The organism is Chloroflexota bacterium, from assembly GCA_026710945.1.
GTDB lineage: Bacteria > Chloroflexota > UBA11872 > VXOZ01 > VXOZ01 > VXOZ01.
Genome location: JAPOQA010000058.1, coordinates 1 through 13,563, shown reverse-complemented (window position 1 = coordinate 13,563; position 13,563 = coordinate 1). Strand labels below are relative to the sequence as shown.

Annotated in this window: 13 protein-coding genes and 2 tRNA genes; 13 read left to right on the top strand and 2 right to left on the bottom strand. The window is 58.2% G+C overall.

Going from position 1 to position 13,563, the window contains the following annotated elements; translation table 11 throughout:
- Positions 1-2 precede the first annotated feature (2 nt).
- The 10 genes from OXE05_11530 (at position 3) to OXE05_11485 (ending at position 7,358) form a co-directional block, all read left to right on the top strand.
- The gene (locus OXE05_11530) at positions 3-1,409 is read left to right on the top strand and encodes a sugar transferase (GenBank protein MCY4437946.1); all 1,407 of its coding nucleotides are present in this window, start codon (positions 3-5) and stop codon (positions 1,407-1,409) included.
- 88 nt (positions 1,410-1,497) lie between these two features.
- Positions 1,498-2,577 carry a mandelate racemase/muconate lactonizing enzyme family protein gene (locus tag OXE05_11525; protein ID MCY4437945.1) on the top strand — a complete coding sequence of 360 codons (1,080 nt, stop codon included), beginning with the start codon at positions 1,498-1,500 and terminating at the stop codon, positions 2,575-2,577.
- Positions 2,578-2,758: 181 nt separating this feature from the next.
- Positions 2,759-3,643 carry a CehA/McbA family metallohydrolase gene (locus tag OXE05_11520; protein MCY4437944.1) on the top strand — a complete coding sequence of 295 codons (885 nt, stop codon included), beginning with the start codon at positions 2,759-2,761 and terminating at the stop codon, positions 3,641-3,643.
- Between the two features lie 17 nt (positions 3,644-3,660).
- A complete protein-coding gene (locus OXE05_11515; protein MCY4437943.1) occupies positions 3,661-4,797 on the top strand; it encodes a hypothetical protein in 1,137 nt (378 codons plus the stop codon).
- A gap of 351 nt (positions 4,798-5,148) precedes the next feature.
- On the top strand, positions 5,149-5,469 hold the full coding sequence (gene rplU, locus OXE05_11510; protein MCY4437942.1) for a 50S ribosomal protein L21: 321 nt from the start codon (positions 5,149-5,151) through the stop codon (positions 5,467-5,469).
- A gap of 65 nt (positions 5,470-5,534) precedes the next feature.
- Positions 5,535-5,792 carry a 50S ribosomal protein L27 gene (gene rpmA, locus OXE05_11505; GenBank protein ID MCY4437941.1) on the top strand — a complete coding sequence of 86 codons (258 nt, stop codon included), beginning with the start codon at positions 5,535-5,537 and terminating at the stop codon, positions 5,790-5,792.
- A 71-nt stretch (positions 5,793-5,863) separates the two neighbouring features.
- Positions 5,864-5,938 (top strand) — tRNA-Ala (locus tag OXE05_11500).
- A gap of 180 nt (positions 5,939-6,118) precedes the next feature.
- Complete coding sequence (locus tag OXE05_11495; protein MCY4437940.1) at positions 6,119-6,409, top strand: helix-turn-helix transcriptional regulator; 291 nt, start codon at positions 6,119-6,121, stop codon at positions 6,407-6,409.
- Between the two features lie 104 nt (positions 6,410-6,513).
- Complete coding sequence (locus tag OXE05_11490) at positions 6,514-7,026, top strand: ImmA/IrrE family metallo-endopeptidase (GenBank protein ID MCY4437939.1); 513 nt, start codon at positions 6,514-6,516, stop codon at positions 7,024-7,026.
- Positions 7,027-7,103: 77 nt separating this feature from the next.
- Positions 7,104-7,358 carry a DUF3892 domain-containing protein gene (locus OXE05_11485; GenBank protein ID MCY4437938.1) on the top strand — a complete coding sequence of 85 codons (255 nt, stop codon included), beginning with the start codon at positions 7,104-7,106 and terminating at the stop codon, positions 7,356-7,358.
- Positions 7,359-7,430: 72 nt separating this feature from the next.
- On the opposite strand, the gene OXE05_11480 is transcribed toward OXE05_11485, so the two are convergent.
- A complete protein-coding gene (locus tag OXE05_11480) occupies positions 7,431-7,727 on the bottom strand; it encodes an MMPL family transporter (protein ID MCY4437937.1) in 297 nt (98 codons plus the stop codon).
- 544 nt (positions 7,728-8,271) lie between these two features.
- On the opposite strand from OXE05_11480, the gene OXE05_11475 reads away from it, so the two are divergent.
- A complete protein-coding gene (locus OXE05_11475; GenBank protein MCY4437936.1) occupies positions 8,272-10,674 on the top strand; it encodes a PQQ-dependent sugar dehydrogenase in 2,403 nt (800 codons plus the stop codon).
- 462 nt (positions 10,675-11,136) lie between these two features.
- Positions 11,137-11,205, top strand: a tRNA-Ala gene (locus tag OXE05_11470).
- Positions 11,206-11,400: 195 nt separating this feature from the next.
- Here the strand turns inward: OXE05_11470 and OXE05_11465 are convergent.
- Positions 11,401-12,891, bottom strand: a complete 1,491-nt coding sequence (locus tag OXE05_11465) for an MMPL family transporter (GenBank protein ID MCY4437935.1) — start codon at positions 12,889-12,891, stop codon at positions 11,401-11,403.
- A 125-nt stretch (positions 12,892-13,016) separates the two neighbouring features.
- Between OXE05_11465 and OXE05_11460 the strand changes: the two genes are divergently transcribed.
- Positions 13,017-13,355, top strand: a complete 339-nt coding sequence (locus OXE05_11460) for a hypothetical protein (protein ID MCY4437934.1) — start codon at positions 13,017-13,019, stop codon at positions 13,353-13,355.
- Positions 13,356-13,563: the final 208 nt, after the last annotated feature.

Here is a 13,563-nt window from a genome sequence, read left to right as displayed (position 1 = left end):
CCATGACACTTAATGGAGATCTGCGCCTCATCATTGTGCCGCTGTGGCTCGTTCTTGACGCATTGGCGATCGGCCTTGCCGTACTTTGTTCCTATTACGTGCGTTTCACGTTAGGTTGGCCGCCACCGGAGGAAGCCCATTCCCTGCAGATGTATTACCGCTTTTGGTTACTCATAACCGTCGTATACATGGGCACGATGCTCATTAATGGGCATTATCGCTCCCATCAACACGTACCGGCGGAAGAATACCTCCTCAAGATTCTGCCTGCCGTTGCGCTGGGGACGGTTGTAGCGGTCGGTTTAACCGCTTTTTTCGGGCGCACAGGATTCGAATACTCCCGGTTGCTCATCGGCTATGCGGCGATTCTGAGCGTCTTTTTCCTCACATTCGAGCGGGCGCTTGTATCCTTCGCTCGCGGCGTGCTTCACCAGCGAAACATGGGGACGGTGCGCACACTCATCGTGGGACACGGGGCTGGCAGCGCAATCGTTGACGTGCACTTCCAGCGCCTTCAGCAACTCGGCTATGAAGTAGTCGGAATCCTGGATGACGACCCCGACGACAACGTCCTTCAACTCAGCTACCCCTTGCTTGGCGAAATCGACCTACTACCGATCGTCATCTCCCAGTATGACGTGAAGGAAGTCATCATTACGTTGCCTGCACTCAATACGGTTGAATTGCTGCGCATTCTTGACCTGTGCCCCACGGAGAACGTACACATACGAGTGCATCCGGATCTCTTTCAGTTCCTGGTCACAACCATCCAAGTAGACGAGATTTCCGGTCTGCCACTTCTTACCGTTAAGGAACCTCGTCTCGCCGTTTGGCACCGCATGGCAAAGCGCTCGTTGGATCTTGTGGTCGCTGCCATCACATTGATCGTTCTCTCGGGACCGCTGCTGCTCGTTGCCCTCTTGATCCGTCTTGACTCGGCAGGCCCCACCTTCTTCATCCAGGAGCGGGTAGGACGAGACGGCAAAGCATTCCCAATCATCAAGTTTCGCACGATGGTGGCAGATGTTGCCGCCCAAGAAGGCCGCGACTGGACCGTGCCCAATGACCCGCGACGCACCCGCTTGGGCAAGTTCCTCAGGCGGTTTTCCGTAGATGAGCTACCCAATCTGATCAATGTTCTCATCGGCCACATGAGCCTGGTCGGACCTCGTGCGGAACAGCCGCAGTATGTTAGGCAATTCAGCGCCGAAATTCCACGCTACATGGAACGGCACCGCGAAAAGGCCGGCATGACCGGTTGGGCGCAAGTCAACGGCCTGCGCGGCGACGTGCCCATCGATCAACGCACGCAGTACGACCTCTATTACATCGAGAACTGGTCGATTTACTTTGATATTCGCATCCTCCTACGTACGGTAATTGCCGTTTTTAGGCAGCCGGCCTATTAGTGCTGTCAATCCTGAAAGCGAATTCTGCCGTGGCACTTCCGCACAACTCAACCGGAAATGAAGTCTAACAACAGACAAAGGGCGAAACATGAGAGTTACTGACATCACGCATCGTCTCTACCGTTGGCCCCGCCGGAAGCCAATCCGCAACGGCATGTTCACGTACACCGACGTTACGCTCTCCGTGGTGGAAATTGAGACTGATGCCGGCCTCACCGGTCTTGGATTAGGCGGTGTCAATCCTTCCCTCCTGGAGCAATTCAAGCCCCTGCTCATCGGCGCAGACCCCTTCAACGTGGAACGACACTGGCATGCCCTGTGGGTGCCGAAACTTGTAGGAAGGCGCGGCACAGAGACGCGCACCATCTCAAGCCTGGACATCGCCCTCTGGGACCTGGTCGGCAAAGCAACGGGCAAATCCGTGCACCAACTACTCGGCGGCTATGCGGAACGCATCCCGGTCTACATCGCCGGCGGCTACTACGAGGAAGGCAAGGGCCTCAAAGAGCTGGCGGACGAGATGGCAGAGAACCTGCGTCTGGGCGCGCGGGCGGTAAAGATGAAGATTGGCGGCGCGCCGATTGGTGAAGACGTGGAACGCGTGCGCGTCGTCCGCGAGACGGTGGGGCCGGACGTGGAAGTGATGGTAGACGCGAACAATGCCTATCCTGCTCACGAAGCCATCCGCATAGCAGCGCAGATGGAGAAGTACGACATCTACTGGTTTGAGGAGCCGGTGGGCGCAGACGACTATGCGGGCTGTGCCCGCGTGGCCCAAGCAACGACTATCCCCATTGCTACCGGCGAGAACGAATACACGCGCTACGGATTCCGCGACCTGATTCAGCACCAAGCAGCCAGCATCCTCAATGCCGATGCCAATATCTGCGGCGGGGTTACGGAGTTTCGCCGCATTGCCGCGCTTGCCGCCTCCCATGATCTGGTGATCGCGCCCCATGGATCACAAGACGTGCACATTCACCTCGTTACCGGCATCCCCAATGGGCTGATCCTTGAGTATTATCGCGATACCGTTGACCCCATGTGGGGCAAGACGTTCAAAGAAACGCTCATGTTGGACGATGACGGCATGCTCGCGCCGCCGGATAGACCGGGTTTTGGCATAACGCTCAATGAGGACGCTTTGGCTGAATTCCGCGTGTCGTAGACCCAAAGTCTGGGCACATCTTCTCAATAGCGGATTGTCGCAACGCCGCGTGAATCTCGATCAACTGCCAAACGTACTTGGTCTTTGTGCCTTTGCCGCCACTGCGATGCGGTAAGATGGGTACAGTGAACTGCGCCGCCGCGTCCGTCCTTTAGCAAAGAGAAAGCGAGCATCTGAGCCAATGACTGTCTTTCAAAAGCCGGGGAACTGGTACAAGGGCAATCTCCACACCCACTCCACGAATTCTGACGGCCTCTATACTCCGGAGATGGTGTGTTTGTGGTACTGGACTACGGGCTACGACTTTCTCTCGATCACCGATCATCGTTCACTCACACTCTTTGATGAACCGCCAACGCGCAGTCCCGTGCTCATCCCGGGTATGGAGCTGAATGGTGACGACACCCGCGCCGGAGGCGGCTACCATATCGTCGGACTTGGTCTGCGCGACATGCTCGTACAACCGCCGGACCTGGATGCGCAGGGTGCAATCGATGCCATTCGCGCGGACGGCGGGCTGGCTGTGCTGGCGCATCCCTACTGGCTGGGTCACGTCACCACCGATCTCACGCACTTGGAAGGTGCTACCGGCCTGGAGGTCTTCAATTACGGGACACAATTGAGTATCAACAAGGGCGACAGCACGTATCTCTGGGACGGACTGCTCGACCGCAAACGGCCGCTCTTTGGCTTGGCCGTAGACGACGCCCACTGGAAGCTACCCGATGCCGGTGGCGGCTGGGTCATGGCGAAAGCGGAATCGTGCACATCGGAGACAATCTTGGATGCGATTGGAAGTGGAGACTTCTACTCCTCCCAAGGGCCGGAGATCTACGATTTTCGCCTCGAAGACGGTGTGGCCTCCGCCAAGACTTCACCGGTCCGCACGATCGCCTTTATGTCCGAACGCTCGCATGGACAAGCAATCAGATCACCACAGGGCGATCCCATCACATCCGCCCACTATTCGCTGCGAAACGAGCATACCTATTTGCGCTTAGAGTGCGTTGACTTTCAAGGGCGCCGGGCGTGGAGCAATCCCATTAGTCTTGAAGGGGACGCGTAGCTCAAGGAGAGAATTGCGTGAAAATCGTAAACCTTAACATCCATCCCGTTGCCGTTTCCCGGCAATACGCCACGCTGACCTCCGGCGGCCAAGAGGGCCGGAAGAATCCTGGCGCCGCTCCCGTGGAGCTCTCCTATTTCTACATCCTCGAAGTAGAAACCGACGCCGGCATCGTGGGTATCGGCGAGATCTCCGACATCGATCCAAAAATGCGTATGGTCGATGGGTCTCCAATGGAGATTGAGAATGTTGCCGGTAAACTGAACTCACTTCTCGTCGGACGGGACCCAAGCGACATGGAGCGGCTCTCTTTGGAGGTGCGCACCGGCGGTCTTATAGACTGCGCGATCGACACTGCATGTTATGACATTATGGGAAAGTCCTACGGAACTTCCGCCACCTCCTTAGCCGGCGGGCACTTGCGGAAGAGCGTTTGGGTATCCTGGGTTGCCTACATTCGTGAACCCGAGGCCATGGTTCCCGAGATTCAGGAGAAACTCGCGCAAGGCTTCGACGCCTTCAAGTTTAAGGTCGGCCGGGATATCGATCTTGACGAAGCGCGCATTAAGCTGTTTCGCGAGATCGGCGGCTATGACTTGAACCTAAAGCTCGACGCCAACGCGGCCTGGGACGTTGATGAGGCCATTACCTTTATGCGCCGCCTGGAGAAGTACAACATTTCCGGCGTGGAGACGCCAATTGACAAAGAAAACGTTGCCGGCATGGCTCAGGTACGCAAGTCCGTTGACACGCCGATACTGGAGCACGTTAGCACGCAGGAATACGCCCTGGAACTCGTCCGCCATGAAGCCGTGGACGTCTTCAACGTTTCCACCGTGGGATGCGGCGGTATCTACCGCGCGAAGAAAGTAATCGCTATTGCCGAAGCCGCTGGCTTGCACGCGCTGCTTGGCAGTACGGTGGAGCTCGGCGTCGGCACAGCGGCGCAACTGGCGCTTGCCGCTTCTTCGTGGCGTATTGACTGGCCTTCGGACCTCATCGGGCCGCTCATGTACACCGATGACGTGCTCGTGGAGCCCTGGGAGTGGGACAACGGCTACCTGCGCGTTCCCACCGGCGCCGGTCTCGGCGTTACCCTCGACCCCGCCAAGCTCGAGTCGTTGCACAATCCGCTGCCACTGTCGCGGCAATAGAGACGTGCGGGGTTGCACTGACGGCCGTGCGGACGCATTGCACAAAGCCTCGCGCAACAGTCGGACATCTGTTCACAGCAAGCCCGATTTACCGTGCTTGGTGAGTTGCCTTGCCTGAACTCGCCGAAGTGTCGAACCATGGACTACTTGAATACTGCGAGTCTCAAAGCTATCGACGATCCCATCTCAGCAAGCTGCGCGCAATCCGCATGCAAACCCTCTGTTGACACTTCCGCCTCGCCATTGCTATCCTAAGCAATGCAGGGCAGCACTGACCCTTGGGTAGGTGCGCATTCGGCCCTGTCTCTTGAATACCTAAGAAGTCGTGCATCTATATAAACGAGGAACATCGTGTTCGCAGTCGTCGAAATCGCTGGCAAGCAATATCGGGTCAGCCCCGGAGACCGTATCGCTGTAGAGAGACTGGAAGCAGAACCGGGCAGTGAGATTACCCTGGATTCCGTACTGCTGGCGTCCACAGATGATGGCGTTACCGTCGGCACTCCGGTAATTGACGGCGCCAGCATCAGCGCTCAGGTGATCGCGGAAGAGAAAGATAGCAAAGTGCTTGTCCTCAAGTACAAGCGGAAGAACCGCTACCGCCATCTCTCCGGTCACCGGCATACGCGCACAATTCTGGAAATAGATTCCATTAATACGCAGAGCCAATAACCGAGACGAGGAGGGACTCGCGGTCATTCCGCGTCCCTCCAACAAAAACGAGGAGTAACGAACAAGTGGCACAAAAGAAAGCCGGCGGCAGCAGCCGTAACGGTCGGGATAGCGCAGGCAGACGACTGGGCGTCAAGCGCACCGACGGGGAATTAGTGCGCGCCGGAAACATTCTCGTGCGCCAGCGCGGCACCCCAATTCGCCCGGGCGAGAACGTCGGTATCGGCAAGGACCACACCCTCTTTGCCAAAATTGATGGCGTAGTCCGCTTCGAGACCTTCGGCCGCGATTCCAAGCGCGCCATCATCGTTCCGCTCGGCTAGCGCCAGCACACAATCGCAACACGCAACATTGCCACGCTAAAGCCGAGCACTGCCTTGCACAGACAATTCTCGGGCCGGTAGCTCAGTGGGAGAGCGCTGCGTTCGCATCGCAGAAGTCGGGGGTTCAAATCCCCCTCGGTCCACCATCCAAACTCAATCCTGAGGATAGGGAAGAGATAGAACTTGATGCTTGCTCACACTAGATGTTATGTTCCACCCAAGTCAGCCCAACCAAGCGAAGCGCTCCATGTACAAAGGGATTTCACTACAAAAGTTGGGTGCTTTCACGAATAAAGGGCAGCATGAATTGAGTCCTACTGAGTAGCATGGAGACAATCGGCCAGCGAATTAAGCGTGAACGTTTGTTGCGAAACTTGACTCAGAGGGATCTTGCCGAGAAAGTAAACGTCGGTGCTCCACACATCTCTAAGATCGAAGCCGGTCGCGAGATCCCTAGCGATGATCTTCTTGATAAAATCGCAAGTGCCTTGGATTGCGATTTTGAGGAGTTACTTCTGGTGGCAAAGAGGATGCCTCCAGACTTGATGGAGAGCTTCGCATCTGATCCCCAGCGCTCACTTGAGTTTCTGCGCCGGTGGAAAGATCGCGACTCCTGATGCCGCGTCGAACATACCCTCGCCCCGATTACCAGCACTCTCAAACCGCAAGCAAAGTTCTCGCCCGTCATGCCATAAAGTTCGGCGTACAGGTGGACTTGCCTGTGCCTATCGAGATGATTATCGAGCGAACTTATGGGTTAGAAATCCTATGGGACAATATACCAGCAGTTCCCGGTGAGATCATTCTGGGTGCCTTGGCTCCTGGCGACCGGCAGATTGTGCTCAATTTGCGGCACGAGTCTCTCTTTGATCGATACATTGGGCCAGAGCGCTTCACACTTGCTCATGAGCTAGCGCATTGGATCTATGACGCCGACGACCCCGATCAGCTTGCATTTGACTTCCCCGAAAAGCCTGAAAAGGTTTACTGCCTTCCTCCAGAATCACCAGAACTTACAGAATCCCAACGCATCCGCGAAGTAAACGCAAACAAGCTGGCTGCTCACCTGTTGTTGCCAGAGGATTTGGTCCGTTGCGAAGTTGCAGCTGGAGCATTGAATGACTTTTCCGGCACTGCTTCCAGGTGGAAAGTCTCGCGATCGATGCTGGAGATTCGACTAGAGGAATTAGGTCTGATCGGCAAGCAGGAGCCCACAGAATCGCCTCCAAACTAGGGTACTTGCGCAACTGCACAAGTCTAGTGTATGATGGACTTAGATGTAGTCCAACTTACAGCCACAAGGAGGCGAAAGTGGCAAACCTAAGAGTACTTCGCACCGGTAAGGACGGATACGGAGACATAACCGCACTATGCGGTTCGTGGGGCCGTACTAGCAAGTCATTGGCGATCAGAGAGATAGAGCAGAGGCTGCACATCTATTACGTGAAGGATATCATTGGCAGAATAGCGAATGTCGAAGTTGTGAACGGTTCAACAGGAAAATATCTTCGAACCGAACGCAACTCCAATTGCTCAGACAATCTCGACAACCTACCTGATTGCTAAGATGGTCAGAACCATCCGAATTGCCGCCGTTCATGATCCCTGCGCTTGCCGCTGATGAAAGGCATCAATCTCCTAGGCGAGATCGGTTGCCATCTGCCGCAAGCTCGAGCGCAGCCGCACATTTTGGTACGCACCCCAGACCGCCATTGCGGGCGGGACCACCAGGATGGAAAACACCAGCGAGTAGGCGATGGTATTTGCCGCCGTGATGGCAAACTGCTGAGGTGCCAGCAAAGGGGACTCAATCAGCACACCAATGCCGTGTGCTGTTGTAAGCGCGGGGCCCATCAGCGCCGAGCCGGAGGTGGCGAGTGTGCGGATAGCCGCCTGTCCCGGGTCGCGCCGGCGCGCTCCTTCATTTGCGCTCAGCGAGTTGTGTCAACCTGTTCATTGCCGGGCGTCTGCGTTCATCTCACGGTTACTGCGGGATCCATGGGCACTCAAGCCTGGGCACAACTGGGACTGCGAAAGCCTTGCTCTAAAGGAGCGATTGCAACCAGACCTCCCATGAGACGTCTTCTGCGCCGGAGGACGACACTCTAATCTCCTGTATCGTGCGCGTCAACATCAGGCTACACCTTGCACTACCCAGGGTGGTAGGCAAAAAGCCCCCCTCTTCAGGCGAGATGATCCCCTCTCCCTGGAGTGTTCAGACCGGGTTGATAGGTACGAGGTGTCCGGCAAGGTTACGCTAATTCTTCCCCGAGGGGAAACGTCTAAATCCACTTCTTCCATCCGCCCTAACCACGCCGTTCTATGCATTCCTTATGCTAGAGTATAGAGAACTTACACATCAACTCTCTCTCCAGGGACCCCTGGGCTCTAAACATGCGTATACGCTTGCGGCGCACAGCGCGAGCCGGCTGCTGTAGCAAGCCGGAGGAATCCACGCGCCGCAAAAGGAGTGGCTTCGTTGAAACGCCTTATTGGGCTCATACTCGGTATTCTCTTGGCGCTGCTCGCGCTGAGTGCGGTTCTCGCCGCCGACTGTAAGTTCGTGCCGGGCTTCATGACAATGCGCGAACTGATTGGGTATGAGGTATTCGACGAGTGTTTGGAGGCGGAGGTGCCACGGGACCGAGAGGCGCTCGTCGCCCTATTCAACGCCACGAACGGCGAGAATTGGAAGTACAGTGGCAAGTGGCTGAGCAGTGCGCCAGTTGGAGAGTGGCACGGGGTTACGGTTGACGCAAGAGGACACGTCATAGAACTGCGCCTCCAGCGGAACCAGTTGAGCGGGGAGATTCCGCCGGAGTTGGGCAACCTCACCAGCCTCACCTCACTGTGGCTCAATAACAACCAGTTAAGCGGGAAGATTCCGCCGGAGCTGGGAAATCTAACCAACCTGAGAGAACTGAGGCTCCTGCGGAACCAGTTAAGCGGGGAGATTCCGCCGGAGTTGGGCAACCTCACCAACCTGACGGAACTGAGGCTCAACCACAACCAATTGAGCGGAGAGATTCCGCCGGCGTTGGGCAACCTTGCCAGCCTCACGGATCTGCGCCTTGACTGGAACCAACTGAGTGGGGACATACCACCGGAGTTGGGCAGCCTTGCCAACCTCGCGGATCTGCGGCTCCAGCGAAACCTGTTGAGCGGAGATATACCGCCGGCGTTGGGTGACCTCGCTCGCCTCACCACGCTGTTGCTCGACAACAACCGGTTGAGCGGGGCAATACCGCCGGAGTTGGGTCGCCTCGCCAACCTGAGATGGATGTTCCTCCATGAAAACGCGCTGAGCGGGGAAATTCCGCCGCAACTCGGTAGCCTCACCAATCTGAAAGCGCTGTCCCTCGAAGCAAACCAGTTGAGTGGGGCAATACCGTCGGAATTGGGCAGCCTCGCGAACTTGGAATGGATGTGGCTCTACCGGAACCAGTTGAGCGGAAAGATTCCGCCGGAGTTGGGCAACCTCCCTAGGCTCACCTCGCTGTGGCTCAACCACAACCAGTTGAGCGGGGAAATTCCGCCGGAGCTGGGTAACCTCGCCAACCTGAGCGCGCTGAGGCTCGGGTACAACCAGTTGATTGGGGAGATACCGCCGGAGTTGGGTAACCTAACCTACCTGAGAGAACTGAGGCTCGGCGAAAACCAACTGAGTGGGGAGATTCCACCGGAGTTGGGCAACCTCGCGAGCCTTACCTCGTTGTGGCTCCACGGGAACCAACTGAGCGGGGAGATTCCGGGCAGTCCGGTGCCGGTTCGCGTCGCGCCGGCGGTCACGCCCCAGGACTCTCCGGTTCCGCTCGCGGTCGCACTCCAGGAGGTGTTCGGCGGACGGGAGTTCGAGCAGCCGATCGAGATTGGCGCGTACCCGATTGGGCCAGCCGACGGAGCTGGTCCCGGCGTATTCGTAGCCGAGCGGGAAGGCCGTATCCTGCTGCTGCACCCGGATGGCGACGAGGCCGTCGAATTGCTCGACATCACTGACCGCGTAACGATGGAGGGCAACGAGGAGGGCTTGCTCAGTGTCGCCCTTGACCCACGGTTCGAGGAGACCGGCCACCTCTGGCTCTTCTACTCAGTGCAGGGTGCGGTGCCGTACACAACGCGGCTCTCCCGCTTCACGGTGGACCTCGCTGACCTGCGACGCGTGCATTCCGACTCCGAGCTCATGGTCATAGAAATCGAAAAGCCGTATGCGAACCACAACGGCGGCAGTATCCGCTTCGGGCCTGACGGGATGCTGTATCTCGGATTGGGCGACGGTGGATCGGACCGCGATTCCCAGAATCTCGAGACCCTGCTGGGCAGTGTCATTCGCATCGACGTCCGCGAGGCCTCAGAATCCTCGCCATACACCGTCCCGCCCGACAACCCGTTCGTCGATGTACCGGGGGCGCGACCCGAGATCTGGGCGTATGGGCTCCGCAACCCGTGGCGCATGGCGTTCGATCCGGCAACCGGCGTGCTGTGGGCGGGTGATGTGGGGAGATCAGACTTTGAGGAGATTAACCACATCGAGGCTGGTGGCAATTACGGTTGGAATCGGCTCGAAGGCTCACATTGCAACAGTCCCGCAACGGGGTGTGATCCGGCCGGCACCATCCTGCCCGTGGCGGAGTACGGCCACCACCTCGGTTGCTCGGTCTCGGGCGGCGTGGTGTACCGGGGGGAGGCCATCCAGGCGCTCGTCGGGCACTACCTCTTCTCGGACTTCTGCCGCGGGCAACTGTGGGCGCTACCTCCGAATGGCGGCGCCGTGGTTGAGATCGCCGACATCCAGCGGCCGGTTTCGTCATTCGGCACCGATGCCGATGGCGAGGTGTACGTGCTCACCTTCTGGGGAACCGTGTTCCGTTTAGCGCTCCCGTAGGGTGATGCAGGCCGTAGCGGGTGAGATGTGGGGGCCGTAACATGACGGCGCGTGCGATACAGGCGCCGATCGCGCTCTTCGCCCGCTACGTATAAGGCTTCGCCCCTCGAAGGGCAGACCCTTGTGGCAATTGGCGCAGAAGACTTCTCTTGTCTGTGCACTACAAAGAGACGGGTCTCCGGTCTGCTGAGGCGGCGCCTATGGGTCCCACATTAGGGTGGGTGGTCCGGACAGGCGTGGCCGCCTGCTGGAGAGCTATTCACGGCCACCAGCAGCGGGCCCTTCTTCACCTGCGCCCTGCGAGAGGATGGCACACCCATCTGCTGGGGCTAGAGTTTTCCATGGTCTTCTAGCTTTCCCGGCAAAGTGTAATGCCGGCGTCCGATGAAAGACCCCTGGTCGCGAACCAAGAACGCGCCGCCATCGTTCCGCTCGGCTAACGCACCCGCCAGGCCTCACTTTGGGCCGGTAGCTCAGTGGAAGAGCGCAGCGTTCGCATCGCAGAAGTCGGGGGTCACCCCCCTCGGTCCACCCACATAGGCACCAGTTCCTATGTGCTCTCAGTCTCTGCACACGCTGGCGCTTAGAGATTCCGCATACCCGGCCCTAGAGTCAACGCACCTGAATTGCTGCACTGTTGGGCGTGCCACAGTTCTGGCACTTTCCCCACAATAGACCTTACGGTCGGTCCAACCGGCCCCCGGCAATAGTCCTTGGGGCCGCTGACTACGGTGCCTGCTCGCTGCGCTGATACACAGCCTCCATCTGCTGGTCGAGATCGGCTGCCATCTGTCGCAAGTTAGAGCGCAGCCGCACGTTTTGGTACGAGCCCCAAATTGTCATCAGGGGCGGCACCACCAAAATCGATACGATCAGCGAGTAGAGAATCGTGATGGCCGCGGTGATAGCGAACTGTTGGGACGCCAACAGTGGGGAGGCAATGAGCACACCAATGCCGAGCCCCGTCGTCAAAGCCGATCCCAGCAGCGCCGAGCCGGTGGTGGCGAGCGTACGGATAGCCGCCTGTTCCGGGTCCCGCCGGCGGCCGTACTCTTCGCGGTAGCGGTGAATCACATGGATGGTGTAATCAACCCCTATGCCGATGGAGAGCGCCGTGATGATTGACGTGATGATGGTATAGGGAATGTCCAACAATGCCATCGTGCCCAGCACTGAGATGAGCACGAGGAAGGTCGGCCCCACCGCGATGACGGCCAGTGCCGGCTGCCGCACCGTCAACCAGAAGAATATAGCCAGCACGCCAACCGCTACCGCAACGGTCGTGCCGATAGACTCCGTCTGCCGGTCCCTGATCGCGTCCGTGACCGCAAAAGAGACAATTGTCTCGGAAGTCGCCGTGATGGCGTCGTCATCGCCAAACCAGAGAGCTTCAATGTCTCCCTGGAGTGCTCTGGATGCCGCGGGGTCTCCGGTGAAGGCCTCGAATTGGAGCAATATTGCGTCAATCCCGCCCGGGTCGTTGACAAGAAGATGCGCGAGGGAGGGCTCTTGCGACCCCAGTCTGTCCAGAATCATCTGCATGAGTTCTGGATCAAGTTCCATGTCGTCGCTGGCTTGACTGAAGAGCGCGGCCAGTTCCGGGTCGTAGTTGTCCCCCGGCTCTCCGCTATCGTGAATCCAGTCCCGAAGCAGCAGTTCATACGATGTCCGGATTGGTCCCGCCGCTGCGCTTGGACGCAGAGACTCGTTCTCAAAGGCGGTGGTAAGGTCCTGCAGGTTGAGTAACGAGCGAGTCTCCGTCGCCTCAGCTTTTACCAGCACACTGACGATCTCCGTGGAGCCTCCAATCGCAACATCGAGAGTATCGATATCTGCCATCACACTCCCATCACTGGGCAGGAGGTCACGGATGCTGAATTCCGCTTTTAGTCCCGTGGCCGCAAATCCAAGGGCAATCGTCGTCACCGCCACGATGAGGAAGTAAGGCACGGGAGCGCGGGTGACCTCCCGCCCCAGCCCCTCGGCCAACCGCTCCACACCGGGAAACGCCGTCGAAATCAGGCGGGGCTGGCGTAACGTGCCGCGTGCCTCGCGGCGACGGTCGATCCTCGACCGTCCCGCCGGCAGCAACGTCAGCATCACAATGAGGCTCAACACAACGCCCAGTCCCGCGATGATGCCGAAATCGCCGATGATATTTATCGGAGAGAAGAGTCCCGCCAGCAGGCTCACGATTGTCGTCACCGCAGCCAGCACCAGCGGGATCGTGACGTTGCGCAGCCCCGTCCGTCCGGACTGCCAAAGCGACCGTCTCGCCGGATACGCGCTGCTCGCGATAGTGCGAAACAGTCTGAATGGCGTAGTCCACAGTGAGGCCGGTGATGATTATTGGCACCATGGCCGTGAGCGCATTCGGCGGGCCCACGAGACCCAGCCCGCTCGGCCCGAGCAAACCCTCCACCCTTCTGGTTGGGTTTGGTCTCGCGGCGAGGCTTGGCAGCATGAATATCTATAAGCTGGCCTCCTACGGGCTGGTAGTCATCGGACTAGCTGGCTTCATAAACATGGTACTAGCGCTGCTTCTCTCCGATCCAGACGTCGTGCTGCATCTCACGGTCAGCCAGCTCTTGCTGTTTGTTGGATCGGTCTGCCTATTTGTGATAGGCGCGGGATTGTACGGAGGCCAAAGCGAACTCGCAGCAGAGGGTTCCCCGAGTTAGGTTCGGTCGCCTCTCCGATTCAGCCGTATGCGCTTGCCAACAGAATCCGGCCTTGAATGCGGGCACCCTAGGGTGTGTCGTCAAAGTAGGCTTGTAGTGATAAGCTGAGGTAGTAACCAATGTAGCAGGATGGGAGCTATGTCAGCAACAGCCGCAGCGCCGGCGCACCGCCGCCACGATATTTCCGACCGGGCGTGGGAGGTATTGG

Excerpts from the sequence above, each read along its gene's own strand:
- OXE05_11530 (MCY4437946.1), top strand. The coding sequence starts at position 3 with ATGACACTTAATGGAGATCTGCGCCTCATCATTGTGCCGCTGTGGCTC.
- OXE05_11525 (MCY4437945.1), top strand. The coding sequence starts at position 1,498 with ATGAGAGTTACTGACATCACGCATCGTCTCTACCGTTGGCCCCGCCGG.
- OXE05_11520 (MCY4437944.1), top strand. The coding sequence starts at position 2,759 with ATGACTGTCTTTCAAAAGCCGGGGAACTGGTACAAGGGCAATCTCCAC.
- OXE05_11495 (MCY4437940.1), top strand. The coding sequence starts at position 6,119 with ATGGAGACAATCGGCCAGCGAATTAAGCGTGAACGTTTGTTGCGAAAC.
- OXE05_11460 (MCY4437934.1), top strand. The coding sequence starts at position 13,017 with ATGATTATTGGCACCATGGCCGTGAGCGCATTCGGCGGGCCCACGAGA.